Source organism: Micromonospora sp. NBC_00860 (assembly GCF_045207375.1).
Lineage (GTDB): Bacteria > Actinomycetota > Actinomycetes > Mycobacteriales > Micromonosporaceae > Micromonospora > Micromonospora vinacea.
This window is the reverse complement of the sequence record NZ_CP108825.1, coordinates 1641543-1665440: the sequence shown is the minus strand read 5'-3', so window position 1 is coordinate 1665440 and position 23898 is coordinate 1641543. Positions and strand designations below refer to the sequence as shown.

Annotated in this window: 25 protein-coding genes; 10 read left to right on the top strand and 15 right to left on the bottom strand. The window is 69.8% G+C overall.

Features of this window, described 5'->3' with window-relative positions; genetic code table 11:
- Positions 1–3 precede the first annotated feature (3 nt).
- The 3 genes from OH804_RS07575 to OH804_RS07565 form a co-directional block, all read right to left on the bottom strand.
- Entirely contained in the window at positions 4–834 is an 831-nt protein-coding gene (locus OH804_RS07575; protein ID WP_196923801.1) for a carbohydrate ABC transporter permease, read from the bottom strand.
- Entirely contained in the window at positions 831–1784 is a 954-nt protein-coding gene (locus tag OH804_RS07570; protein WP_196923802.1) for a carbohydrate ABC transporter permease, read from the bottom strand. The genes OH804_RS07575 and OH804_RS07570 overlap by 4 nt, the downstream gene beginning before the upstream one ends.
- Before the next feature lie 75 nt (positions 1785–1859).
- Complete coding sequence (locus OH804_RS07565) at positions 1860–3107, bottom strand: sugar ABC transporter substrate-binding protein (RefSeq protein WP_196923803.1); 1248 nt, start codon at positions 3105–3107, stop codon at positions 1860–1862.
- 161 nt (positions 3108–3268) lie between these two features.
- On the opposite strand from OH804_RS07565, the gene OH804_RS07560 reads away from it, so the two are divergent.
- On the top strand, positions 3269–4060 hold the full coding sequence (locus tag OH804_RS07560) for an IclR family transcriptional regulator (RefSeq protein WP_406063815.1): 792 nt from the start codon (positions 3269–3271) through the stop codon (positions 4058–4060).
- 19 nt (positions 4061–4079) lie between these two features.
- Here OH804_RS07560 and OH804_RS07555 read toward each other — a convergent pair whose 3' ends face one another.
- Both OH804_RS07555 and OH804_RS07550 read right to left on the bottom strand, forming a co-directional pair.
- Positions 4080–4229 (bottom strand): hypothetical protein, encoded by a 150-nt coding sequence (locus OH804_RS07555; RefSeq protein WP_406066793.1) that lies wholly within the window; start codon positions 4227–4229, stop codon positions 4080–4082.
- On the bottom strand, positions 4178–4390 hold the full coding sequence (locus OH804_RS07550) for a chorismate mutase (RefSeq protein ID WP_406063813.1): 213 nt from the start codon (positions 4388–4390) through the stop codon (positions 4178–4180). Before OH804_RS07550 ends, OH804_RS07555 begins: the two co-directional genes overlap by 52 nt.
- Positions 4391–4529: 139 nt before the next feature.
- On the opposite strand from OH804_RS07550, the gene OH804_RS07545 reads away from it, so the two are divergent.
- Entirely contained in the window at positions 4530–5414 is an 885-nt protein-coding gene (locus OH804_RS07545; RefSeq protein WP_406063811.1) for a CDP-diacylglycerol diphosphatase, read from the top strand.
- 9 nt (positions 5415–5423) lie between these two features.
- Here OH804_RS07545 and OH804_RS07540 read toward each other — a convergent pair whose 3' ends face one another.
- Positions 5424–6041 (bottom strand): TetR/AcrR family transcriptional regulator, encoded by a 618-nt coding sequence (locus OH804_RS07540; protein ID WP_406063809.1) that lies wholly within the window; start codon positions 6039–6041, stop codon positions 5424–5426.
- Between the two features lie 81 nt (positions 6042–6122).
- Here OH804_RS07540 and OH804_RS07535 point away from each other — a divergent pair, with 81 nt between their 5' ends.
- Positions 6123–6551 (top strand): hypothetical protein, encoded by a 429-nt coding sequence (locus OH804_RS07535; RefSeq protein ID WP_406063807.1) that lies wholly within the window; start codon positions 6123–6125, stop codon positions 6549–6551.
- On the top strand, positions 6548–6949 hold the full coding sequence (locus tag OH804_RS07530) for a hypothetical protein (RefSeq protein ID WP_406063805.1): 402 nt from the start codon (positions 6548–6550) through the stop codon (positions 6947–6949). Before OH804_RS07535 ends, OH804_RS07530 begins: the two co-directional genes overlap by 4 nt.
- Before the next feature lie 81 nt (positions 6950–7030).
- On the opposite strand, the gene OH804_RS07525 is transcribed toward OH804_RS07530, so the two are convergent.
- The 6 genes from OH804_RS07525 to OH804_RS07500 all read right to left on the bottom strand — a co-directional run bounded on the left by OH804_RS07525 (position 7031) and on the right by OH804_RS07500 (position 12302).
- The gene (locus tag OH804_RS07525; protein ID WP_406063804.1) at positions 7031–7927 is read right to left on the bottom strand and encodes an MBL fold metallo-hydrolase; all 897 of its coding nucleotides are present in this window, start codon (positions 7925–7927) and stop codon (positions 7031–7033) included.
- Positions 7928–7950: 23 nt separating this feature from the next.
- A complete protein-coding gene (locus OH804_RS07520) occupies positions 7951–8955 on the bottom strand; it encodes an SMP-30/gluconolactonase/LRE family protein (RefSeq protein WP_406063802.1) in 1005 nt (334 codons plus the stop codon).
- Positions 8956–9054: 99 nt separating this feature from the next.
- A complete protein-coding gene (locus OH804_RS07515) occupies positions 9055–9939 on the bottom strand; it encodes a helix-turn-helix transcriptional regulator (RefSeq protein WP_406063800.1) in 885 nt (294 codons plus the stop codon).
- An 86-nt stretch (positions 9940–10025) separates the two neighbouring features.
- Positions 10026–10616: a WHG domain-containing protein gene (locus OH804_RS07510; RefSeq protein WP_406063798.1), complete on the bottom strand. Its 591-nt coding sequence runs from the start codon at positions 10614–10616 to the stop codon at positions 10026–10028.
- Positions 10609–11445, bottom strand: coding sequence for an alpha/beta fold hydrolase (locus tag OH804_RS07505; RefSeq protein ID WP_196923810.1), 837 nt, complete (start codon positions 11443–11445; stop codon positions 10609–10611). Before OH804_RS07505 ends, OH804_RS07510 begins: the two co-directional genes overlap by 8 nt.
- Before the next feature lie 74 nt (positions 11446–11519).
- A complete protein-coding gene (locus OH804_RS07500) occupies positions 11520–12302 on the bottom strand; it encodes a hypothetical protein (RefSeq protein ID WP_406063795.1) in 783 nt (260 codons plus the stop codon).
- Between the two features lie 53 nt (positions 12303–12355).
- Here OH804_RS07500 and OH804_RS07495 point away from each other — a divergent pair, with 53 nt between their 5' ends.
- A complete protein-coding gene (locus OH804_RS07495; RefSeq protein ID WP_406063793.1) occupies positions 12356–12958 on the top strand; it encodes a class I SAM-dependent DNA methyltransferase in 603 nt (200 codons plus the stop codon).
- A gap of 92 nt (positions 12959–13050) precedes the next feature.
- On the opposite strand, the gene wrbA is transcribed toward OH804_RS07495, so the two are convergent.
- Entirely contained in the window at positions 13051–13659 is a 609-nt protein-coding gene (wrbA, locus tag OH804_RS07490; protein ID WP_091399821.1) for an NAD(P)H:quinone oxidoreductase, read from the bottom strand.
- A gap of 188 nt (positions 13660–13847) precedes the next feature.
- Here wrbA and OH804_RS07485 point away from each other — a divergent pair, with 188 nt between their 5' ends.
- Positions 13848–16676 carry a BTAD domain-containing putative transcriptional regulator gene (locus OH804_RS07485; RefSeq protein ID WP_406063791.1) on the top strand — a complete coding sequence of 943 codons (2829 nt, stop codon included), beginning with the start codon at positions 13848–13850 and terminating at the stop codon, positions 16674–16676.
- Positions 16677–16745: 69 nt separating this feature from the next.
- A complete protein-coding gene (locus OH804_RS07480; protein WP_406063789.1) occupies positions 16746–18314 on the top strand; it encodes an alpha/beta hydrolase in 1569 nt (522 codons plus the stop codon).
- A 117-nt stretch (positions 18315–18431) separates the two neighbouring features.
- Here the strand turns inward: OH804_RS07480 and OH804_RS07475 are convergent, their stop codons facing one another.
- Positions 18432–18824 carry a nuclear transport factor 2 family protein gene (locus OH804_RS07475; protein WP_196923816.1) on the bottom strand — a complete coding sequence of 131 codons (393 nt, stop codon included), beginning with the start codon at positions 18822–18824 and terminating at the stop codon, positions 18432–18434.
- 347 nt (positions 18825–19171) lie between these two features.
- Between OH804_RS07475 and OH804_RS07470 the strand changes: the two genes are divergently transcribed.
- Positions 19172–20938, top strand: a complete 1767-nt coding sequence (locus OH804_RS07470; RefSeq protein WP_406063787.1) for an alpha/beta hydrolase-fold protein — start codon at positions 19172–19174, stop codon at positions 20936–20938.
- 65 nt (positions 20939–21003) lie between these two features.
- Here the strand turns inward: OH804_RS07470 and OH804_RS07465 are convergent, their stop codons facing one another.
- On the bottom strand, positions 21004–21717 hold the full coding sequence (locus tag OH804_RS07465) for an alpha/beta fold hydrolase (RefSeq protein ID WP_196923818.1): 714 nt from the start codon (positions 21715–21717) through the stop codon (positions 21004–21006).
- A 111-nt stretch (positions 21718–21828) separates the two neighbouring features.
- Here OH804_RS07465 and OH804_RS07460 point away from each other — a divergent pair, with 111 nt between their 5' ends.
- Entirely contained in the window at positions 21829–22494 is a 666-nt protein-coding gene (locus tag OH804_RS07460) for a DNA alkylation repair protein (RefSeq protein ID WP_406063785.1), read from the top strand.
- Between the two features lie 56 nt (positions 22495–22550).
- A complete protein-coding gene (locus tag OH804_RS07455) occupies positions 22551–23789 on the top strand; it encodes an MFS transporter (protein ID WP_196923820.1) in 1239 nt (412 codons plus the stop codon).
- Positions 23790–23898: the final 109 nt, after the last annotated feature.

Genomic DNA, 23898 nt, shown 5'->3' with positions numbered 1-23898 from the left:
GGCTCAACCCTTCACCGCACCGGCGGTCATGCCGGACACCACGTACTTCTGGACCAACAGGTAGAAGGCGACGGCGGGCAGCGTGAACAGGAAGGCGACGGCCATCACCGTCTGGATCGGTGTACCCAGTTCGCCGATGAAGTTCGCGATGCCGACGGAGGCGGGTTGCAGATCGGGGTTGAAGATGAACGTCACCGCGAACACGTACTCGTTCCAGGCGTGGAAGAAGGCGATGACAGCGGTGGCCGCGATCGACGGTGCGATGAGGGGCACGTTGATGCGGGTCAGCGTGGTGAAGGGCCGGGCGCCGTCGGCGCGTGCGGCTTCCTCCAGTTCCTTCGGGATGCCGTCGATGGCGCCCTTGAGGATCAGCGCGACGATCGGCAGGACGAAGGCGGAGTTCACCAGGACGAGGCCGGTCAGCGAGTCGAGCAGTTCGAAACGGCGGAACAGCGCGAACAGCGGGACGACCATGAGTGCCTCGGGAAGCATCTGTGTGAACAGCAGTACGACGGTCAGCACGGCCTTGCCCCAGAACGAGAACCGGGACAGCGCGTAACCGAGCGGGATGCCCAGGCCGACGGAGAGGACCATCGTGCCGACGGCGATGATCAGGCTGTTGAGCAGCCAGCCGGCCGCCTTGCCCTCGGCGAGCGCGTCCACGAAGACCCCGAACTGGCCGAGGTCGGGCGTGAGCCGGGGCTGATCGGCGAAGAGGTCGCTGTTGCTGGACAGCGCCGTGACGAACATCCAGTACAGCGGGAACACCGCGATGCCCAGCACGACGAGCACGGCGACGATCCGTGCGGTGACACCGAAACGGAAGCGCCTCATCGGACGTCCCCCTTCTCCACGGCACGGGCGACCAGGCGGCTGCCGATGATGACGATGAGCGAGATGACGACGCCGACCATTCCGATGGCCGCCGCCGATCCGAGTTCCTTCGAGTCGAACGCCTGCGAGTACAGGTCGATGACGAGCGTCTCGGTGGCACCGACCGGTCCGCCCTTGGTCATCAACCAGATCAGCTCGAACCGCCGTAGCGACCAGATCGTCATCAGCAGGGCCAGCAGACCCACTGTCGGCTTGATGACCTGCCAGGTGACGGCGCGGAAGGTGGCCCATCGCCCCGCGCCGTCGACGGTCGCGGCCTCGTTGAGGTCCTGCGGAACGGACTGGAGGGCGGAGAGCAGCACCACGGAGGTGAACGGGAACAGCTGCCAGATGGTCGTGGCGAGCACGGCCGGGAGCGCGTAGCGCGGGCTGTCCAGGATGGCGCCGCCGGGGACGCCGAGTCCCACGGCGTCGAGGAAGCGGTTCACGATGCCGTACTGCGCGTTGAGCATCCAGGTGGCGATGAGCGCGACCGCGATGCCCGGGGCGGCCCAGGGGACGGTCACCAGCGCCCGTGCCACGCCCCGGCCTCGAAACTTCCTGTTGAGCAGGAGTGCGACGACGAGTCCGGCGCCGATCGCGACGACCACACAGGTGATCACGTAGACGACGGTGATCAGCAGGGTGCGGTGGAACTCGGGGTCGCCGAAGATCCGGTTGAAGTTCTCGAGCCCGACCCACTCGCTGCGGGTGGGGTTGAGCAGCCTCGTCCTGGTGAAGCTGAGGTACACCTCCTGGACGAGGGGTACCGCCTGGAAGACGAGGATGAACAGGGCGGCGGGTGCCAGGAACAGGTAGGGCGTCCACTTGCTACCCAGCGGGCTGGGCCGACGCCGGGGCCGGCCTGGGGGTGTTGTCTTCGGTGCTCCGGTCTGCTCGACCACAGTCATCGGGTTCGGTCCTTCGGGGGAAGGACGCTGCCGGCGCACGGAACGTCGCGCCGGCAGCGTCGCCGTGTCGAGCGGTCAGCGGACCAGTTCGGTCGCCTGCTGCTGGGCGCGATCCAGTGCCGACTTGAGGTCGGCCTTGCCCTGCAGTGCCGCGACCACGTTCTGCACGACCACCTTGCGGATGTCCGGCGTCTTCGCCTCGAACCCCAGCACGATCTGCGGCAGGCTGGTCTCGGTGAGCCCGTCGAAGACGGGGAGGAACGCGGTCGCCTTGAGCGCCTCCGCGCTGCGCTGCGTGGCGGTGGCGACGCTGCTCGCGCCGAGGATCTCCTGCAGCTTGACCTGGTTCTGCGGCTCCAGCGCCCACTTGATGAAGGTGCCGGCCTCCTCCTTGCCCTCGCTCGCCTCGTTGATCACGATTGGTGCGAGGATCGCGCCCTGCTTGCGGACCGGGAACGGGATCGGCGCGACGTTGAAGTTCAACTTCGCGTTCTGGCCGCGGGTGGCAGTCACGTAGCCGCCGTTGTTGAGCTCCATCCCGACCTTGCCCTCGGCGAACATCCGCCGGAACGTCGCCGCGTCCGCGCCGCGCGGGATCACGTTCGCGTCGTACAGGTCCTTGAACGCCTGCAGGCCCTTGAGGTTCTCGGGCGAGTTGATCGTCAGGTTCTTCCCGTCGGACCACGCTCCGCCGAAGCCGTAGACGTAGTTGAAGATGTCCTGCCAGACACCGGCCTCCTCGGCCTCCGTCTGACGGAACGCCAGGCCGAAGACGTCACCCTTGGTCAGCGACTTCGCGGTGGAGGTGAACTGCTCGTAGGTGGTCGGCGGCGTCGGGATCAGGTCCGCGTTGTAGAACATCGCGTAGTTCGACGCTTCGAAGATGACGCCGTGCCGGACACCGTCGTGGACCATGAACTGGTCCGGCTGCTTGAGCAGGTCGTACTTGCTGGCGTCGATCACCTTGTCCAGCGGCGCGACGAGGCCGGCGTCCGAGGCTGCCTCGAATTCGGGCATGTCGAAGCGGATCAGGTCGGGGCCCTTGCCGCTGCCCATCTGGGTGAGCACGGTCTGGCCGAAGGTCGGGTACGGCACCGCGGCGGCGGAGACCTGGACCTTGGTCTGGCTCTGGTTGAACTCGTCGAGCCACTTCGTCAACAGGGGTCCGCGGCCCGGGTCGCCGAAGGTCGAGGCGGCGAAGGTCAGTTTGGTGACGCCGTCGCCGGAATCGCCGTCCGAACCGCAACCGGTCAGGAGGGTGGCGACCAGGCCGAGGGCACATGTCGCCCTGGCGATGCCGAAATGAGCGCGCTTATTACCCATCGTTACTCCACTGTTACGAGATGACGTCAAGCCGATGAAATTGCAACGATCGTAGCGCCATGTGCAACGGTGTCAAGTGGCGATTGCGCATGGCGTCATCTATATTGCATAATGTGCAATGACAGCGACGGTGTTGCCGTCGCGCGAGGGGAGACACAGCCTTGGCGCAATCGATTCGCCGCGCGATCGACCTCATCCGTCGATCCGCGGAGCACCCGCTGTCCCTTACGGAGGCTGCGGACGTGCTCGGCGTCCACAAGTCCACAGCCCTGCGCATCCTGCAGACACTGGAGTCCGCGCGCTTCGTCCGCCGGACCGGCGCGGGCACCTACGTGCTCGGCAGCGGCCTGATCGAGTTGTCCGAACTAGCGCTCGGCTCGATGGACCTCCGCCAACCCGCCGCCGCACACCTGCGCGCGCTGCAACGCGAGACCGGCCACACCGTACACCTGGCGCAACTGACCGGCGATGAGATCATCTATATCGACAAGGTGGACAGCCCGGCGTTCGACGCCGTCAAGCTGCCGTCGCGGGTGGGACGCGCGGTGTCCATCTACGCGAGTGCCGTGGGCAAGACGATCCTGGCCTACCTTCCCCGGCAGGAACGCGACCGCCTTCTCTCCCACGTCGTCTTCGAGAGATTCACCGACACCACCTTCACCGACCACGACGCCCTGGAAGCCGAACTTGCCCGCATCCACGACTGCGGCTGGGCCGTGGACAACGGCGAGCACGACGCCTACGTGATGTGCGTGGCCGCGCCGATCAGGGATTCGCGGGGGCAGGTCATCGCCGCCGCCTCGATCACGGCGATCGAGGTCATCGCCAGCCTCGACCAGCTGAAGAGCAACCTTCCGCTGCTCCTGGAGACCGCCAACAAGATCTCGTACGAGCTGGGCTACGCGCCGCCCTCCGTGGCCAGCGCGGACAGTGAGATCCGCGCAGCGACCTGACCGCGCACGTCCCGGGCGATCACCGCGTTCTCGGCGCCGACCCGCCGGTGATGCGGTGATGCTCGTCGGTCTCCATGTCGATGAAGGCTTGGATCATGCCCCGGTAGATCCGTTCGATCAGATCCGGCTCGGCACCGGCCTCGCTGGCCAACGTCCGGACCCGGGCCACCTGCGCCACCCGGTCCGGGGCACGGACCGCCGGGCGTCGCTCTTGAGCGGGGCGGCCTGCCGGACCAGCGCCTCCCGCCGGGCGAGCAGCCCGACCAACTCCCGATCCAGCTCGTCGATCCGAACACGGATCTCGGTCAACGTCGCCGCAGCCTCTACCACGCCGGAAATCCTCGCACGACGACGACACGATCAGGCGACTCGTTCGCCGGCCGACGCGCCGAATGCCCGCTTTAACCCTAATCTCGACACGTTCATGTTCGCCTCGGCACGGCAACCATGGAGGGTGACGATGGGCGGAATGCCACGGCGTCAGTTCGTCAGACTCTCCGGGACCGCCAGTGCCACGGGACTGCTGGGTCTGGTCGGCGCGGACCGGGCGTTGGCCGACGGAGGCCCGACCCCCGAGCCGTCCCCATCGACACCCGGCGGCCCCGGCGCTGCGGCCTGCCCCACACCCTCGGCCCTGTGTGGTTACCCCACCGACACCGGGGGCAGGTACGACCTGTGGGACCGGGTCCAGGTCTGCGAGGGCACGAAGACCGGCCCACCGTTCCCCCAGTGTCTGCGCACGACCCCCACGTACGTCATCCTCAATGGAGGGTCGGGCTCGAACCACGACTTCCTGCTCGTCCCCAGTTGCCGGATCAGCGGCATCGAGTGTCCGTTCATCACCACCGCCAACGCGCCGAACTACTGGCTGGAGGCGTGGGACAACGCGCAGCCGGGGCAGCCGGGGCACGTCGTCTACCCGCACATCGGGCTGGGCGTCAACTCCGCCGACCCGACGATCCGGATGCAGGACCAGCTGCACATCCACCTGGCCGGGATCCACTCGGGAATCCAGACGCAACTGAACAACCACGACAGTGCGATCAGCAACGACCCGTCGCGGTGGCGGAACCAGATCGTTCCGGTCTGGGGCTTGACGGGCACCGGCCAGCCCGCCCCGCGCTCGTACCGGGTGCTGCACGTCGCGAACCTGAACGGGAACCTCTTCCGGCTCCTGCTCGACAGCGTGGTACGGCCGACCGGCGCGACAATGGCCGCGCAGATGCTGGCGGTGACGCCCCGCCTGACCGGCGGCGGCGGGTTCTACGTCCTGAACAGCGAGCCCGGCCTGCCCGTCCCGGCCGGCCAGCCTGGCGGCACGGGCACCGTCGACTTCCTGCTCGCGTACGCCTGAGCCTTTCGCTCAGCGCAGCTGCGCCAATCGGTTGATGATGGAGTCGCGCAACTCCGGTGGCCACGGGAACAGTGGCGCCGCCACCCGGAGCTGGGCGAATCCGTGCAGCCCGACCCAGAGTGCCGTCGCGTCGCCGAAGGGGTCCGCGGTGGTCGATCGTCCCGCCGCAACGCAGTCGGCGAGCGTACGCCGGATGACCTCGAAGGCTCCCATGCCGAGCACGGTGAGCTCGTCCGCCATGGCCGGGGCCCGTTCAAGGGCCTGTCCGGCGTCCCAGACGGCACCGAACATCACCCGGTACTGGTGGGGCCGGCGTTCGGCGAAGGTCAGGTAGGCCGCGCAGATCGCGCGCAGGCGCTCGACCGGATCCGCGTGATCCGGCGCGCCCAACTCCTGCTCCAGGATGCCGAACGCGCGTTGGGCGACCGCGAGCAGGATCGAGTCCAGGTCCGGAAAGTGCGAATAGATCGACGGCGCGGAGATGCCGGCCTGCCGGGCGATCCCCCGCAGGGTCACGTTCTGCGCCGTGCCGTCCTCCAGGAGCGTCATCGCGGCGTCGACGATCTCGTCGCGCAGTTGGGCGCCTTCGCCGCGCTTGTTGCGGGCCCGTGTTCTCGGTGTGGTCACTCCCTGACTTTACAGGCGTTAGGCGAGGGCGTAAGTTAACGAACGTAAGTTTACGGCTGATTCCTACAGATGGGGCCTCTCATGACCGCCACGACAGCTACCCGAATCGACATCACCGCCCCCACCCACCGCGCAGACCTCGCCGGCCGGGGGCTGGCGGCTCTCGCGTCCCTCGCCACCGGCGTCGCGTTCGTCAACGGCGTACTGCTGACCATCAACGCCAACGACGACCGCCTGTTCATCGAAGGCTGGCGAGTCTCCAGCTTCGGCATCTTCGCCGCGCTTTTCGCCCTGCTCGCGGCCAGGCCCCGTCAAGCGGCCGGCGTCTGGGAGATCGTGCTCGTCGGCAAAGCCGCTCTCGTCGTGTTCGGCGCGCTGATCGGAGACGTCCCCGAGGCACGACCGTCGGCCATCATCGACTTCGGGCTCGTCGCCGTCGTCGCGGCTGCCTACGTGCTGTGCCGCGGCTGGTTGGCGTGGCGTCCCGCGACCACCAACCCGACCCGATGACGGCGACGACCATGCCCTCCGCCTCGCCTCCCAGGCGCGCCGACCGGACCGTCATCATCTCGATCTGGGCGGTCCCGGTCCTGGTGGTTGGCCAGTTCGCCATGCTGGCCATCGTCCCGGTCGTCCTTGCGCTGACCGTCAGCCTGCGGCACGCATACCTCCGCGGGCTACGCCGCTGGACGGTCGCTCTCGCCACCGCCTACGCCATCCCGCTGATCCTCTGGGCCATCGGGCCCGACCGCGCCCCGAGCCTGTCCAAGGACATGCACCCGGCCTTCGCCGCACTGATCGTGGTGGCCGCGCTGGCCGCGGCTACGGCCTTCCACCTCGGCCGTCGGCGCCCGCGCACGCCCGACCGGTCGTCGAGCGGGCGGCCGTACTTCCGGGCCGCGCCGTGACCGGCCCACTCCTCCCCCGCCTGGGCGAGAGCGTCGGATCGCCCGTCGCCGTCATCCGACGGCGGCGGGCGATCCGCGCGCTCAGTATCGAGGGAACGGGCCCCACTGCTTGGCGGCGTACGACTCGCCCTGCCGCTCGACCTCAAGGGCGGAGTGACCGCTGAAGTGCGCCGGCAGCACCAACGCCCGGGTGTCGGCCGCCCAGCCGAGCAGGCGGCGTCGGGTGATCGCGGCCTGGATCGGGTCCTCACAGAAGCAGCTGCTGTGGTCGTGCTGGCGCAACTGGAGCGGGGTGTGCAGGATGTCGCCGGCGAACAACGCCCGCTCGCCAGCCGACTCCAACTTGATCACGGCATGGCCGGGCGTGTGCCCGGGCGCGGCCTCCAGCCGCAGGTTGCTGTCGATCAGGTACGTGTCCTCCCACAGCTGGACCTGCCCGTTGGCGTGCACAGGAACGATGCTGTCGTCGTACGCGTTCTCGTTGACACTGCCGGCGATGGCGGGATTGTTCGCGGGGTTCCAGTGCTGGAAGTCGACAGCGGGCATCAGGTAGGTGGCGTTCGGGAACGTCGGGAGCCACTGGCCGTCGACGAGCCGGGTGTTCCAGCCGACGTGGTCGACGTGCAGGTGGGTGTTGATCACGAGGTCGACATCCTCGGGCTTGATCCCCACCTCGGCCAGCCGGTCCAGGTAGTTCACCTGCTGCTGGTGCCAGGGTTCGACCGCGGGCCGGTTCTTGTCGTTGCCGACTCCGGTGTCCACAAGAATGGTGCGGCCCTCGCTGCGCAGCAGCCAACTCTGCATGGCGACGTGCACCATGTCGTCGTCCGCGCCAAGGTGGTCCGGAGTCAGCAGGTCGCGGTCCGTACGCCAGGCGTCAGCTGGGATGGTGGGGAAGAAGGCACCGGTCGGCATGATCGGGCCGTGCGTCTCCTCGACGCGGGTGACGCTCACGTCACCGAGCTGGATCTCGTGCATGGGTTCCTCCACAGGGTGACGGATCAGCGGAGCGGCAGGGTGGCCAGCGCGAGGTTGGGGTCGATGCCGGTGGTGTACGCGGCACTGAGCACGTAGACGGTGCGGCCGCGCACGGCCACCGAGGTCGGATTCTGCAACCCGTGGACGGCGTTCATCAGCGTTCGCGAACGGCCGGCCGCGTCGATGCTCACCACCGTGTTCGGTCCGTTCAGCGCGGCGATGACCTGGTGGTCACCGGCACCGGCGAAGGCGAAGTCGTCGATGCCGACCAGGCCGGTCGCCGCCACCCGGACCGGCCCGGGTCGGCCGTGCCGCAACGGAATGCGCAGCAGCGTGCCCTGGTCGAGGTTGGTCGCCCAGACCGCGCCGGCGCGGACCTTGATGCCGTTGGCACCGAGGAAGCCCGCCGCGGCGAGCTCGGGTGCCGAGGACCAGACCTCGGCGCGACCGCCCTCCAGAGCGACCGTCGAGATCGTGCCGAGCGCGGAGTCCGCGAGGTAGAACCTCCTCGTCTCCGCGTCGAACGCCAGGCCGTTGGGGAGCCCGTCGGCTGGCAGGGCCGCGATGCGGTGCGGGGACCGGCCGGGGCGTAGCCGGTACAGCCCCGTGGTGGCGGCATCGCCGCTCGCGTAGAGGAAGTAGAGCGTGCCGTCAGCCATCCGGACGATGCCCGTGGTCAGCGCGAACGCGAGCACCGGGGTGTTGACGCCACCGTCGGCCGGGGCCGGCAGCGTCGCCAGGATCCGCGTCCCGCCGGACGGGCTGACCGCGGCGACCTGCCGGGCGGCCGCGAAGGTGACGTAGGCGGTGCCGTCCGGGCCGAGCGCGACGTTCTCCGGCAACTGCCCCTTCGCCAGGTCGAAGTGGACAGCGATCCGCGACGGCACCGGTGCGGCCGACACCCGGGGCGGCCCGACGGTGAGGGCCAGCGCGGTAGCAGCCGGTGCGGCGCTCGACGGTACGACCGTTGTGACGCCGATCCCCGCTGCTGCGACAGCGACTGCGAGGGTCATCGTTCTCTTGCGCATTTCTGTCCTTACTCAGTGCGTTGTTGGTGGGCGTGAAATGGGCGCGACGGGTCCGGCGCTCCTTGCGGAGCACCTCGTGTCGAGCCGATGGGGACGGCGCTATTCGCGCCTGACGAGCGGCTGCGACGCCACGGCACGGGTAACGGCGCCGTGCACGAGCAACGTCATCGCAGCCTGAGATGCCGAGCCGGGTTCGGTGGTGGCGACGACGACGGTCTGGCCGTCCTCGGTACGCAGGGACTGCTGTGTCACGTTCATCGTGCCGACCAGCGGGTGACGCATCTCGTAGACGGCGTCGCCGCCGGCCTTCACCCGGTGGTCGGCCCACATGGCGGCGAACTCCGAACTCCGCACCGTCAGCTCACCGACCAGCGCGGTCATCAGCGGGTCGTCCGGGTGCTGCCCGGAAGCCATCCGCAGCGTCGCCACCACCGCGCGGGCCTTGGCGGGCCAGTCCACGTACAGGTCGCGGGTGTGGGCGTCCAGGAACACCAGCCGTGCCATGTTCGGGTACTGGTTCGGCCGCTCCGGGATCTCCGGGTCCACGTGGCCGGCGAACAGGGCATGACCGGCGGTGTTCCAGGCCAGCACGTCGGCGCGGCGACCGAGCACCACCACCGGTACGTCACCAAGTGTCGCGACGAGTTGGCGTACCGCCGGGCTCAGCCGCTCCGGGGCCGGGCGACGGACGGCGGGCCGGCGGCGGGTACCGGCCGCCAGCTCGTTCAGATGGCGGCGTTCCGCGTCGTCGAGTCGCAGTGCCCGGGCGAGCGCGTCGAGCACCTCGGGTGAGGCGTTGACGGCCTGCCCCTGCTCCAACCGGGTGTAGTACGAAACGCTCACCCCGGCCAGCAGGGCCAGCTCTTCCCGGCGCAGCCCTCGAACCCGGCGCCGCTCACCGTACGTCGCCACGCCGGTGTCCTCCGGCCGTAGCTGGGAGCGCCGGGCCTGGAGGAAATCGCCGAGCTGTCCTCTCGCGTTCATGACTCGAAGTATTGCGAGCCCCGCCTGTCCCAACCACTCCCTGCCAGGGGTAGGCACCGCGCGGCGAGGCAGCTCGTACGGGTGGGTCAGTGGGTGACGGCGCTGCCGCTGGTGGCGCCGACACGAAGGCCCTGGTCGATGAATTTGATCAACCAGTCGAAGCTCTCGTCGACTGACGCGTCGATCTGGAACCCACCGGCCGCCTCCAGGGTCGCGAACCCGTGCAGGACGCTGCGCAGCGTCCGCATGGCGTGGATCTCCTGGCCGGGTTCCAGCCCGTACCCGCTCAGCATGGCCGCCCAGGAGGCGAGCACCCGCTCGCTGGCCGGGATGAACGGATCGTCGGGGCCGGTCGGGCGGGTGGCGTTGGCGGCCGCGTACCGGCCCGGGTGTTCCCGCACGTAGGTCCGCATGGCCTGCGCGCCGGCGGCGAGGGCATCGCTGCCGGACCGGCCCTGAATGGCGTCGCGGATGGTGTCGCCGGCCTCGGTCATGGCCAGGGTGGCGATCCGGTGCGCCACGTCGGCCTGACTGCTGACGTGCTTGTAGAGCGAGGGGGTCTTGATCCCGAGCCGTTCGGCGAGCAGGCCCATGCTGAGGTTGTCGAAGCCGACCTCGTCGACCAGCGCGGCTGCGGCCTCGGTGACCGCTGCTGGGGTGAGCCGGGCCTTAGGCATTGGGCAGCGTTCGGGCGAGGAAGGGCAGGGCGAGGGCGAGTACCTGGTCGGGCGTCTGGGCGTGCGGGTAGTGGCCCGCGCCCTCGATGACTGCCAGCTCGCCGAGCCCTCGCGGCAGGTCGGCGATGATGCGCTCGCCCTCGGCTCGCGGGTCGACCCAGTCGGGGTCGGCGCTGCCCTGGATCACCAGGACCGGGCAGGTAACGTTGGGCAGTTGCCGACCGGCGTCGGCCGGGCTGGTCTTGGCCATGGCCTGGAGGACCTTCATCCGGCCGGGTTCACTCATCGTGGCCTCGATGCGCGCCAGCTCGCCGTGCCAGTCGGCGGGCTTGGTGGGGTACGCAACATCGAGGTACTTCTTCCAGTTCGCCAGGCTCCCGCGCAGGAGGACCTGCGCCAGTTGGATGAAGCCGGCCCGGAAGCGCTTCACCCGCACGAGCCCACCCAGGTCGAAGGACTGTGCGCGGGTGAAGGGCGCCAGCTCGATGACGCCGGTGATCAGGTCGGGTGCGGTGGCGGCCGCGATGGTCGCGGCACCGCCGCTGATCGACTGACCGATGATCACGGCCGGACCGCCGAGGTGACGCACCACGGCGACGAGATCACCCGCGATGTCGGTGCGGCTGTAGCCGTCCCAGCCGAGGCTGGAGTCGCCGCAGCCACGGATGTCGACGTTGGCGACCCGGTATCCGGCCGAGGCCAGGGCCGGAGCGACGAACCGGTAGGAGTGCCGGCTGTCGCCCATGCCGTGCGCCAGGACGACCAGCGGACCCTGCCCGGTCACCTCGTAGGCGATGGTGTTGCCGGCAATGCCGAGACGTTCGGTCATGACGCCCTCCAAGTGAGCTAATGCGATTAGCTAAAGGCTAACCGCATTAGCCCCGGAGGGCAAGCCCGCCGCCGCTACCCGCCCCCACCCAGGCCGAGCTGGGGGTAGAGGGCGTCGGGGGCAGCGACCGCTCCGGGAGGCCGAGCGACAGTGACGGTCGCACCGAAATCGCTGTAGCGCAGGGAGGCGTTCGGCAATCCGCTCGCCTCCGGCATCAGGAAGCTGACCAGCCGGCCCTCGGTGTCCAGTGATGCCCGGAACGCGTGCCTGCGCGCACTGTCCGGGAAGACGGCACCGGGAGCGGGGCGGAAACTGATCCCGTTGCCGGCGCCAATCCGGGTCGCGTCGATCGTCCCGGTGATCTGAGACCCGTTCGCCCGGGCGGTGACGATCGCGTCGATGAGGCGGCCGGAGCCGCCGAAGTCGTTCCTGCCCGGCGCGAAGCTCAGGGCGAAGTCCGACGGCACCCGGGCCGGGTCCAGGACCATCCATCCGTCGCCGACACCGCGCATGGGTAGACCGATCTTCATGTAGACCTCGTCGTCGATCATCCGGACCTCGATGACCCCACCCGGCGCCGAAACCTTGGCGGTCAAGCGCTTGTGGACGTTGTCGGTGTGCGACAGCGTCGTGATCTGACTGGCGATGTCGACGTCGCTGCGATAACTCGTCTGATTGACGAACGCCGTGCCCCCACGCAGCAGGCCGATCGCCTCGGCCGTCGTGGTGGCATCGGCGCTGGCGGCCGACACCGGGGCGGATTCGGGTTGGGGTTCGTTCTCCGTCGGTGCGCCGACCGAGCAACCCAGCAGGAGCAGGCCCGCAGAAATGCCGGCCAGCGTGGCTCGACGTGTCATGGCCATCACGGTAGGCCGCCTGAGCAAGGTCCGGTGACCCGTATAGTTCCGCGATGGAAACGGACACGGTACGGCAGGCTTACACGTCCGTCGCGGAGCTCTACATCGAGCTGTTCGGCACGAAACAGCAGGTGGACGCCGACGACCTCGCCCTCATCAGACGACACCTGGGCAGCCGGTCCGGCCGGGTGCTCGATCTGGGGTGCGGGCCTGGCCACCTCACCGGCTACCTTCGCGAGCTGGGCGTCGACGCGATGGGGATCGACCTGGTCCCCGAGTTCATCGCCCATGCGCGGGCGACCCACCCGGGCGTCGAGTTCCACCTCGGCTCGATGGAACGCCTCGACATCGCCGAGGACTCCATCGACGGCATCCTGGCCTGGTACTCGTTGATCCATCTTCCGCCGCCGGAGCTCGACGACGTGCTCAGGGAGTTCCGGCGGGTGCTGGTCCCGGCCGGACGCTTCGTCCTGGGCGTCTTCGCCGCCGAGGAGGTCGGCGCCTTCGACCACAAGGTCCTGACCGCCTACCGCTGGCCGCCCGACGAGATCTCCGAGCGTCTCGCCCGAGCCGGTTTCCGGGAGGTCGAACGCGTCCAGCGGCCCGGCACCGACGAGCATCGGCCGCTTGCCGCCATCGCGGCGATCGCGGTGTGAGGACGCCGAGGGCCGGCCTCCCGTAGCGGAAGACCGGCCCTCGCCCAACTGGGCACCCGCATCGACGTGGGCGTCCGGTACGGCGGCAGCGCTCAGGCGCTGAGCTTCCCGGCAATCTTGACGACCCGCTCGGCCATGTGGTCGAGGGCAGCGAACTGCGCGTCGCCCAGCGGGGCGTCGTTGCTGCCGCCGGTGACGTGCGAGACGCCGTACGGGTTGCCGTCGGCGAACTTCAGCGGGTCGGTGTAACCCGGGGCGACGACCAGGCCGCCGAAGTGGTGGACGGTGTTGTAGAGCGCGAGAAGGGTCGACTCCTGGCCGCCGTGCGCGGTCATCGACGCGGTGAAGCCGGCGTACACCTTGTCGGCGAGCAGCCCCTGCGCCCACTGCGGGCCGAGGGTGTCGATGAACTGCTTGAGCTGGCTGGCGACGTTGCCGTAACGGGTGGGCGTGCCGAACAGCACCGCGTCCGCCCAGACGACGTCGTCGGCGGTCGCCTTCGGCTCGTTCTTCGTGGCGTCGAAGTGCTGGCTCCAGGCGGCGTTGGAGGCGATGGCCTCTGCCGGGGCGAGCTCCGGAACCTGACGCAGCCGCACCTCGGCGCCAGCCTTCTCGCCGGCCTCGGCCAGGCGCTTGGCCATGGCGTGGAGAGTGCCGGTGGACGAGTAGTAGATGACGGAGAGCTTGGTCATCGGAGGCATCCTTCCCAAAGTAGTTGCCGCTGATAAATTTGCGGCCGCAACAATCTCGACTGTAGCAGCCGCCTCGCGACACCCCAACGTCCTGACGATGCCCACTCGGGTGACGGAGCACACCACTCGGCAGACGGGCGCGGGCCGCGGCCGTCCAGCCGATGAGGCGGGACGGTTCGGGCCCCTACGATGAGGCGATGGACCCCGCTGGGGCGCCACCGGCGGCGCGGTACCACCTGCTCGGGCCGGTCGAGGTGCGGTCGGCCGACGGGGAACGGCTGGCCCTCGGCACGCCGATGCAGGTGCGCCTCCTGGCCGTCCTGATGTCGCAGCCGGGCACCGGGTGGTCCATCGACCAACTCGTCGACGAGCTGTGGCAGGGGCGCCCACCGAAGACGGCAGCCGGCAACGTGAAGACCTATGTCTGGGCGTTGCGCCGGGCGTTGCGGTCCCCGGGCTCCCCCGACGCCGCCATCCTCGCCGGGCCCACCGGCTACCGCCTCGCCCTCGACGGGCTGACGATGGACAGTGTGGCCTTCGACGACCTGGCCCAGCGCGGATATTCCGCGCTGCGGCACTGTCACTGGTCAGCCGCCCAGGAGTCGTTCGAGGCCGCGTTGGCACTCTGGCGTGGGGAGCCGTTCGCGGGCCTTCCCGGCTGGGGGGTGCTGCTCTCCGTCCGAGCGCGGCTCCAGGAGCAGCGGTCGAGCCTGGTGGAAGAGGTGGTGGACCTGCAGCTGCGCGCCGGACGGCACCAGGAGCTGATCGAACCGCTGCGGAGCCAGGTCGACGCCGATCCGCTGCGCGAGCGCCCCTGGGGGCAACTGATGGTGGCCCTGGCGCGGGCGGGCCGACGCGCCGACGCGCTGGCCACCTACCGGCAGCTACGCCAACTCCTCGCCGACGAGGTGGGAGTCGAGCCCGGTCCCGATCTCCAACTCCTGCACACCCGCGTCCTGCGGGCCGAGCGGGAGCTGTTGACATCCGAGGCGCGGTCACCGGAACGATGCCCCCCGCGGGTCGTCCCCCGGCAGCTGCCGGCCCCGCCGACCCTGTTCACTGGCCGGGCCAGGGAGCTGGCCCGGCTCACCACGCTGCTGCTCGGCGACCCCGGCTCGGCCGGCACCGTCGTCATCACCGGTACGGGCGGCGTCGGAAAGAGTTGGCTGGCGCTGCGCTGGGCGCACGACAACCTGCACCACTTCCCCGACGGGCAGCTCCACGTCGACCTGGACGGATTCGGCACCGCGACGCAGGCGGCGTCACCCTCGGCCGTCGTCGTCCGATCGCTCCTGCCCGCCCTGGGTGTGAAGCCTCTGGAGATCCCCGCCGAGTCGGCGGCCCAGTTCGCCCTGTACCGCAGCCTGACCGCGGACCGGCGGCTGCTCGTGCTGCTCGACAACGCCCGCGACGCGGAGCAGGTGCGACCGCTGCTTCCGGGGTCGACAGGCTGCGGTGTGCTCGTGACGAGTCGCCACACCCTGCCCGGCCTGGTCGCCGCCGAGGGCGCCCATCCCCTCGCGCTGGACCTGCCCGGCGACGGCGAAGCGCGCCAGCTGCTCGTACGCCGGCTGGGTGCGCAGCGAGCCGCCTCCCAGCCGGCAGCTGTGGACGAGCTGATCAGCCGTACCGCGCGGTTGCCCCTGGCCCTGGCCATCGTGGCCGCGCGAGCCGCCGCCCGGCCCACGTTCTCGCTCCAGGCCATCGCCGACGATCTGGCGGCGACTCGGGGCGGGCTCGCCGCCCTGGCCACCGACGATGCCGCCACCGACGTGCGAACGGTGCTGTCCTGGTCGTACCGACTGCTCAGCGCGGACGCGGCCCGACTGTTCCGGCAGATCAGCCTGCACCCCGCCGCCGACGTCGGCGCGGCGGCGGCAGCCAGCCTCGCCGGGGCGCCGCCGCACCTGATCCGGCCGGCGCTGGACGAGTTGACCCGGGCGAACCTGCTGGCCGAGGAGTCCCCCAACCGGTTCCGTTGTCACGATCTCCTCCGGGCGTACGGGGAGGAACTGACGTACGCGCTCGACTGCCCGGCCGACCACAGGGCCGTCCGGAGGCGCGTGCTCGACCACTACCTACGCGTCGCCCGTGACGCGGCGAGGCTGGTCGACACCGGTTGGCAGCCGCTCGATCCGCCGCCCCTGCCCGCCGACACGTCACCGCCGGAGTTTGCCGACCACCGGGCCGCGCTGGCCTGGTTCACCATCGAACAGCGGGTGCTGCTGGCTGCCGTCGACGACGCGGTCGCGCACCGTTTCGACGCCCACGCCGGGCACCTCGCCCAGGCCCTCACTCCCCTGCTCAGCAGGCTGTCACAGTGGCACGACCTGGCCGCCGTACAGGCCAATGCGATCACTGTCGCGCAGCGCCTCGGTGATCCGCGGGCCGAGGCGCTGGCACACCGGGACCTGGCGCTGGCACACATCCAGTACCGCCGGTTCGGTGCGGCCCACCATCACCTTCAACGCGCGATGGCACGGTACGACCAGGCCGGCGACCGCCCGGGGCAGGCCAGCGCACACCTGCATCTCGCCTGGCTCTCCGACATCGAGGGCGACGCCCGGGCGGCACTGCCGCATGCCAGGCAGGCGCTGGCGTTGGCCAGCAGCATCGACGACCGGCTCGGCGAGGCTGCTGCGCTCAACGCGCTCGGCTGGAGCCACGCGCGGCTGGACGAGCACGACCGCGCCATCTCCTACTGCGAGCAGGCGCTCGCGCTCTACGAGAAGGCCGAGGACCGGCTCGGCGCGGCCCACACCTGGGACAGCCTCGGCTTCGCCTATCAGGGCCTCGGGAAACATCCGACCGCGGCGGACTGCTACCGGCGCGCTCTGGCGCTCTATTCCGACGTCCAGGACCCGTGCGGAAGGGCAGACACACTCGTCCGCCTCGGCGACACCCACCAGGCGGTGGGCGACCACGACACCTCGGTCGACCTGTGGCGACAGGCGTTGGCGATCCTCGACCGGGTCGGTCATCCGCAGGCCACGGCGCTGTCCGAGCGGCTTGAGGCGTACCGGTGAATGCCTTTCGCCGACCGTCCCCGGACCGGCATGGATCAGACGTGGACCGGGCGTCGGCAGGCTGGGCGAATGTTGACCACGAAGAGCACCACCTTCCGGCATCCCCGCGGGGGCGCCCGGCGACGCCGACGGCTCCTCGGTAGCCTCTCGGCCGTCGTCGCGGTCCTGGTCGCCCTCTCGCTCAACGCTCCACCGTCGCTCGCTGGCACCACCACGTCGGCGGGCGGCGGCACCGGGCCGGTCGCCGCGAACACCGCCAGCGGTGGGAACGGTCGAATCGACTGGCAGGCGTGCCCGGAACAGCCCGACGATCCGGGTACGCGGTGCGGCACCCTGCGCCTGCCGGTCGACTGGGCCCGTCCGGGCGGGGAGACCTTCCAACTGGCCCTGGCCCGGCGTCCCGCCACCGACCCGGCGGCCCGCATCGGTGTCCTGGTCTTCAACCCCGGCGGTCCCGGCCTGTCCGGGGTGGACGTGGCGCTGACGGCCGCCAGCCAGCTCGGGCCGGACGTGCTGCGCCGCTTCGACATCGTCGGCTTCGATCCGCGGGGCACGGTCCGCAGCGAACCGGTGCGTTGCTCGTCGGCGCTGCTGGGCCGGCACCCCTCCCTGACGCCCGCCAACGCTGCGGAGTTCGAGCGGCTCCGTACCTACAACAGCCAGTTGCGCGACGACTGCCGCGCCCACAGTGGCCCGCTGTTCGACCACCTCGACAGTGTGAGCGTCGCGCGTGACACGGACGCCATCCGGGCCGCACTCGGCGAGCGGCAGCTCAGCTTCTACCAGTGGTCCTACGGCACACTGATCGGGCAGTCCTACGCGGAGCTGTTTCCTGACCGCGTCCGCGCACTGGTCATGGACAGCGTGATGGACCACAGCCAGGGGGTCAGGGAATACTTCCGCAGCGGGGCGGCCAGCAACGAGGCGCTGTTCCACGAGTTCGTGACCTGGTGCCAGCGGAGCCCCGGCTGCGCGCTGCACGGACGCGATGTGCCGGCGCTCTACGACCGACTGGTGCGCCGCGCCGATGCCGGCACGCTTGTCGACGCGGCCACCGGCACCACGCTGACCTGGTTCGAGCTCGGGTTCGCGACATTCGTCAACTTCTTCGACGCGACCTGGGCCGATCTCGCAAACATGCTGCTCGCCCTGGAGCGGGGCGAGCCCGCCTCACTCGCGTCCCCGATGGTGCCGGTCGACGGCGACACGGACCTGACCGAGTACGCGCTACCGGCGTTCTGCCAGGACTGGTCGCTGCCGATCGACGGGTTCGCCGACTGGAACCGGTATCTCGAACTGTCCCGCGCCGCGGCACCGCACCTGCGGGCCTCCCCGTTGGCCGTCCGCTTCGGCGCGATCTGCCTGGGGTGGACGGCGACCAACCCACAACATCAGCTGCGGGTACGGACGAGCGCGCCGCTGCTGGTGCTCAACGGGCGGTACGACCCGGCCACCCCGTACGACGGGGCCCAGCGGGTGGTGCGCCAGCTCGGCGGCCGGGGCCACCTCGTCACCTACGAGGGGTCGGGCCACGCCAGCTACCCACGGACCGAGTGCACCCGTCGTCAGGTGGAGCGGTACCTCATCACCAGAACCACGCCACCGGTCGGCGCGAGCTGTCCGGCCGCCCCGGTCTGACGGGGCGAGGTCGTCACTGTGACGCCCCAGCTCTCGGCAGGTAGCGCGACCGGTCCGACGTGGTGTCGGTCAGGTCTCCTACCCCGATGGCTGGGGCGTCACCGCAGCCACTCGCGGTCAGGAGCCGTCGGGAGGATCGGCGGGTTGCTGTCCCGGCCAGAACGGCCACTCCTCGAATGAGCGGCACCGTCCGTCGTCGGCGAACCGCATGACCCACAGGTCGCGGTACTCCTGGTCGACCGGGTCGCCGTAGCGGACCTCCTGGCGCGACACGGCGGTGTCGCCGTCGACCGCGACGATCTCCGTGGTCAGCTGGAACACCTCGTCGGGGCCCTTGCGCTGCTTCTCCCACATCCGGGCGATGGCCGGCAGGCCGACGACGGGCGTCCAGTACGGCCCCTGCTGGTAGCTCGCGTCCTCGGTGAAGAGCGTGACCAGCGCGTCAGTGCCCGGGGTCCGCCAGAGCCGCTCGTAGGTGGCAAGCCACTCCTCGACGTGCGTCCTGTCCATGCCCCTCACCTTGCCATCCGGGGGCCGCCCAGCTGCGAAAACCCGCAGGCCGCGGGTAACGCACCCATCGGGGCGCTCGCCAGCCTCGGGCCTCGGACACCCTTGACATCGACGGGTGTAGCCAGCCACACTCCCGATGCTAATTCGATTTAGCTGCCATCGGAGCCCTCAACTCCCACCACCGGACCAGACCGCGACGAGCGACCACCACAAAGGAGTCTTCGCGCATGAGGGAAACGACCGGAAGACGCAGGCTCCGGCTTGCGATCTCGATTCTCGCGTTCACGGCACTCGCTGCGGGGGCCGTCCTCCCCGCGCCGGCTGCCGCCGCCGGCAGGCCCGCGCCCGTGCCGGGTACGACGGTCAAGGCGGACCGCACCTCACCGACCGGTTACACCGTCACATTCGTCTACCGCAATCCCCATGCCACCCAGGTCCGTCTCGCCGGGGACCTGACCCTGCTCGACGTCGGCACCGGCAGCACGCGTTATCAGCCGGAAGAGTGGCAGCCGGGGCGCTACCACGCCGGCGGCACCGAGTTCCTCCGGGACATGACGAGGGACCCGAAGGGAAACTGGTCGGTCTCGCTCCCGCTGCACGCCGGAGGTCTCAGCTACTGGTACCGCGTCTGGGACCCGACCCAGGGCTGGGAGAACAAGCGCATCTGGGATCCCGCCTCGACGAACCCTCGGCCGCCGGGCGAGTCCTCGTTCCGGGTCCGGAACAACGACGTCCTCGATGCCGTGTACGTGCCGTACGCCAAGAAGCAGAACGACCCGGTGCTGAAGGAGCGTGCGGACTACGAGTTGCCGCTGGCCGACCGCGCGAAGCGGGGAACCGTCCGGTACGTCCCGTACACCACGATCCTGGGTGACAGCGGCCACTACCTCGGCGTCTACCTGCCGGCCAACTACGACGCCAACCGCGCGGAGCCGTACAAGGTCGCCTATCTCGCCCACGGTATCTTCGGCGACGAGACCGACTTCATGGTCCCCGCGAACGTCCCGAACATCCTGGACAACATGACGGCCAGGGGCGAGATCGAGCCGACGGTGGTCGTCACCATGGGCAACCACTTCACGGGCACCGGCCTCGGCTTCGCGTCCTACAACCAGACCAACGCGGCCAACAACCTGGTCCAGACGATCCTGCCCCTCATCGAGCGCAGCTACAACGTCTCGACCGAGCGGTCCGGGCGCGCCTACGCAGGGTTCTCGTACGGCGGAATGACCGGCGGCGTCGTCATCAAGAACTACCCGACCACCTTCGCGTTCTACGGACACTTCTCCGGCAACCCGTCCCTCACCACCCAGGACTACGACACCATCGCGAACGCGGTCGGGGACGACGACCTCTCCGTCTTTCTCGGCAACGGTGTCTTCGAGGGCAACCTCAACGCCCAGAACGCCATCGCCGACAACTTCCGGGCCCGGGGGTACTCCGCCGCGACGACCCAGGTCCCCGGCGCGCACGACGGGATGACGGCGGGTCAACTGTTCACGATCTTCGCCCGGGATCACCTGTGGTCGGGGGTCGACTCCGTGTCGGTGACGCCGGCGACGGTGAACCTCACCACGGGCTGGAACTGGACCAGGCAGTTCACCGCGCAGGTGACGACCAACGAGGGTGTGAGCCCGGCGGTGACGTGGTCGGTTCAGGGTGCGACCTCCACCGGCACCACCATCTCTGCGGAGGGTCTGCTCTCGGTCGCCGCCGCGGAGACCGCGTCGTCGCTCACCGTCGTGGCGACGTCGGTGGTCGACCCGACCAGATCACGCTCGGCCCAGGTCACCCTGACGCCTCCGGGCCCCGCGCGAGTCACGGTGAAGACGAAGGCCACGCCCGCCTCGGTCGTCCGTGGTGACACGTTCACGCTGACCGTCGACGTGCGGGCGCAGCATCCGCACCGGAAAGCTGCCACGGCGGTGAACGGCGAGGTCGCCGTCACCTTCGGCGGCACCACCCGGGTGGTGCCGCTCCGCGATGGCGCGGCCGTCGTCACGCTGCCGACCGACGGGCTGCCCTCCGGGTCGTACCCGGTGCACGTCGCCTACTCCGGCGACAGGGTCCACGCCCCGACCGCGGCGGTCCACCAGCAGCTGCGGGTTCGCTGACCAACAGGCATGTGGGCCGGCGACCTCTCGTCGTCGGCCCACCCGTCAGCTGTCCGTCCGGGCCGTCAGCTCACGCCCCGGACCGCTTCGATGATCGTCTCGGCGACCTCACCCGGCCGGGCCACCGCCATCGCGTGCGAGCCGCCGACGACCTCGCGCTGCCCCCGGGGATTGGCCCGCTCGGCCATGAAGCGGTGCACCTCGGCGGGAATGTTCTTGTCAGCGTCCCCGAACACGAACCAGCTGGCCAGCGATCGCCAGGCGGGGTCGCCGGTGAGCGTGTCGCCCAGGGCCTGTTCGGTGATCGGCCGCTGGGTCCGCGCCATCAGCGCGGCCAGCTTGTCCGACGCGTCCGCGCAGAACTGCGCGTGGTACTGGTCCTGACCGATCGCCACCTCGTTCCCACCGGTCGACACCGGGTACTGCACCAGCGTGTCGGCGAGCGTGCTGCCGGGGAACTTCGCGGACAGCGCAAGCGCCGACTCACCGGTGTCCGGGGCGAAGGCGTTCACGTACACGAGGGCGCGCACCGAGGTGTCGCCGGCTGCGGCCTGGGTGATCACCATGCCGCCGTACGAGTGGCCGACGAGGACGACCGGACCACCGATGCTACGGACCACATCCCGCACGTACGCGGCGTCGCCGGCGAGGCTCCGCAGCGGGTTCGCAACGGCCACCAAGTCGTACGCGCCGCTCAGCCGCTCGAGCACACCGTTCCAGCTCGCCGACTCGGCGAACGCGCCGTGCACGAGCACGATGGTGGGCTGTGGATCAGGCATGATAGGTGCCCCCTCACTCCGTGAAGCTGTTCACCGCCGGTCGCACTGGTACGCCTGGATACCCGTTACGCGAGTGTGAAACGTCCGGTCCCGATGTGGCAGGAGGCTGCGATGGCTACGACGACGGTGACCGACGTGATGGCCGAGCTGGCCGAGTTGGAGGACCCGAAGGCACGGGAGGTGAACGCCAGACACGGTGACGATCATGGTGTGCACCTCGGCGCGCTTCGGGCGCTCGCGAAGCGGCTGAAGACGCAGCACGATCTCGCGCGCCAGCTCTGGGCGACGGGTGACGCCTCGGCGCGGCTGCTGGCAGTCCTGATCTGCCGTCCCAGGGCGTTCGAGCGGGACGAGTTGGACGCCATGGTGCGCGAGGCGCGCACCCCGAAGGTGCACGACTGGCTCGTGAACTACGTGGTGAAGAAGAGCCCGCACTCCGACGAGCTGCGACTGGCCTGGTTCGCCGACGCGGATCCCGTGGTCGCGAGTGCCGGCTGGGCGTTGACCACCGACCGCGTGACGAAGAATCCCGGGAGTCTCGACCTCCCGGGACTGCTCGATGTGATCGAGACCGAGATGAGGGACGCGCCGGATCGCCTGCAGTGGGCGATGAACCACTGCCTGGCCCAGATCGGCATCGAGCACGCCGAGTACCGCGCCCGGGCGATCGACATCGGCGAACGCCTGGAGGTGCTCAAGGATTACCCCACCTCCCCCGGCTGCACGTCCCCGTTCGCGCCGATCTGGATCGGCGAGATGGTGCGCAGAGCGGGATAAGCCCGCATGGGCGGGGTCGACGCCGTCTCGCGCGCACCCCTATAGTGAGTTCCATTATGGGACTTACTACGTTCTGGCGGTGGTGGGTCGCTGGCACGACCAGCCAACTCGGCTCGGCGGTCGGCGCGGTGGCGCTCCCGCTGACCGCGCTGACAGTGCTCGACGCGTCGGCCTTCGAGATGGGTCTGATCACGGCGGCCAGCTACCTGGCGTACCTGCTGATCAGCCTGCCGGCGGGGGTGATCGTGCAGCGGGTGCCGCTGCGTGGCATGCAGGTCGCCCTGGATCTGGTCCGGGCCCTCGCCATCGCGTCGGTCCCGCTGGCCTGGTGGTTCGACATGCTGACGGTGGCCCAACTGATCGCTGTCGCCCTGGTGGTGAGCTTCGCCAACGTGCTGTTCGACGTGGCGAACCAGACCTTCCTGCCGGAGATCGTGCCGGCCGCGCAGTTGCAGGCCCGCAACAGCCTCACCTCCGGCACGCATGCCGCCACATCGCTGGGCGGACCGTCAGTGGGCGGCCTCGCCGTGCAGGTGCTGGGTGCGGTCCCGACGCTGTTCGTGGACGCCGTCAGCTATCTGCTCTCCGCCGTGCTGCTGCGCACCCTGCCGGCCCGGCGGGTGCAGCGACCGACCGAGCGGCCACCGATGGTCACGATGATCCGCGAGGGCTGGCACTTCGTGCTCCGACACCCGATCATCGGGCCGGCCATGTGGGACGCCACCGCGACGAACTTCGTCAACGGCGCCATGCTCGCCCTGTTCCCGTTCTACCTGGTGCGCGAACTGCACGCATCGCCATTCATGGTCGGGCTGCTGCTCGCCGCGGACGGCCTCGGCACGCTCATCGGCGCCGCACTGACGACCCGCTTCACCGACCGGTTCGGCACCGCCCGCGGCCTGATCATCTCGGCCTTCGTCGGCGTGGTCGGCGCGCTCATCATCCCGCTGGGCACCGGCACCGCCGCGTTCCTGGCCTTCGCCGTCGGGAACCTCATCTTCGCCGGCTCCACTGTGGTGCTCAGCGTGACCACCCGTACCTACCGGATGCTCGCCAGCCCGCCGGAACTGCTGTCCCGGGTGATCGCCACGGTCAAGTTCGTCTCCTGGGGTGCCATCCCGGTCGGCGGTCTCCTCGCCGGCATCCTGGCCGGGCCACTCGGCGCCCGCACCACCCTGCTGATCTTCGGGGCGCTCACCGTGCTGTCCCCGATCATCTACCTGTCGACGCCGATCCGTCGGCTGCGTGACCTGCCGCTCGACCCCGCGCCGACACCCAGCGAGGCCCGGGTCTGACCCGGCCGGGTGCGTTCCCGGCCTCTGTCCACATCGCTCGGTCGGGATATCGACGGAAGGTGTAGCCCGCGATCTGCCGGGGCAAGAACCGCGCATGGAGGGAGCAGCA

Coding starts and splice junctions, on each gene's coding strand:
- OH804_RS07515 (WP_406063800.1), bottom strand. CDS start 9,939: ATGAACGCGAGAGGACAGCTCGGCGATTTCCTCCAGGCCCGGCGCTCC.
- OH804_RS07565 (WP_196923803.1), bottom strand. CDS start 3,107: ATGGGTAATAAGCGCGCTCATTTCGGCATCGCCAGGGCGACATGTGCC.
- OH804_RS07530 (WP_406063805.1), top strand. CDS start 6,548: ATGACGGCGACGACCATGCCCTCCGCCTCGCCTCCCAGGCGCGCCGAC.
- OH804_RS07525 (WP_406063804.1), bottom strand. CDS start 7,927: ATGCACGAGATCCAGCTCGGTGACGTGAGCGTCACCCGCGTCGAGGAG.
- OH804_RS07485 (WP_406063791.1), top strand. CDS start 13,848: ATGGACCCCGCTGGGGCGCCACCGGCGGCGCGGTACCACCTGCTCGGG.
- OH804_RS07460 (WP_406063785.1), top strand. CDS start 21,829: ATGGCTACGACGACGGTGACCGACGTGATGGCCGAGCTGGCCGAGTTG.
- OH804_RS07500 (WP_406063795.1), bottom strand. CDS start 12,302: ATGACACGTCGAGCCACGCTGGCCGGCATTTCTGCGGGCCTGCTCCTG.
- OH804_RS07520 (WP_406063802.1), bottom strand. CDS start 8,955: ATGCGCAAGAGAACGATGACCCTCGCAGTCGCTGTCGCAGCAGCGGGG.
- OH804_RS07505 (WP_196923810.1), bottom strand. CDS start 11,445: ATGACCGAACGTCTCGGCATTGCCGGCAACACCATCGCCTACGAGGTG.
- OH804_RS07570 (WP_196923802.1), bottom strand. CDS start 1,784: ATGACTGTGGTCGAGCAGACCGGAGCACCGAAGACAACACCCCCAGGC.
- OH804_RS07575 (WP_196923801.1), bottom strand. CDS start 834: ATGAGGCGCTTCCGTTTCGGTGTCACCGCACGGATCGTCGCCGTGCTC.
- OH804_RS07495 (WP_406063793.1), top strand. CDS start 12,356: ATGGAAACGGACACGGTACGGCAGGCTTACACGTCCGTCGCGGAGCTC.
- OH804_RS07455 (WP_196923820.1), top strand. CDS start 22,551: ATGGGACTTACTACGTTCTGGCGGTGGTGGGTCGCTGGCACGACCAGC.
- wrbA (WP_091399821.1), bottom strand. CDS start 13,659: ATGCCTCCGATGACCAAGCTCTCCGTCATCTACTACTCGTCCACCGGC.
- OH804_RS07535 (WP_406063807.1), top strand. CDS start 6,123: ATGACCGCCACGACAGCTACCCGAATCGACATCACCGCCCCCACCCAC.
- OH804_RS07480 (WP_406063789.1), top strand. CDS start 16,746: ATGTTGACCACGAAGAGCACCACCTTCCGGCATCCCCGCGGGGGCGCC.
- OH804_RS07510 (WP_406063798.1), bottom strand. CDS start 10,616: ATGCCTAAGGCCCGGCTCACCCCAGCAGCGGTCACCGAGGCCGCAGCC.
- OH804_RS07475 (WP_196923816.1), bottom strand. CDS start 18,824: ATGGACAGGACGCACGTCGAGGAGTGGCTTGCCACCTACGAGCGGCTC.
- OH804_RS07545 (WP_406063811.1), top strand. CDS start 4,530: ATGCCACGGCGTCAGTTCGTCAGACTCTCCGGGACCGCCAGTGCCACG.
- OH804_RS07465 (WP_196923818.1), bottom strand. CDS start 21,717: ATGCCTGATCCACAGCCCACCATCGTGCTCGTGCACGGCGCGTTCGCC.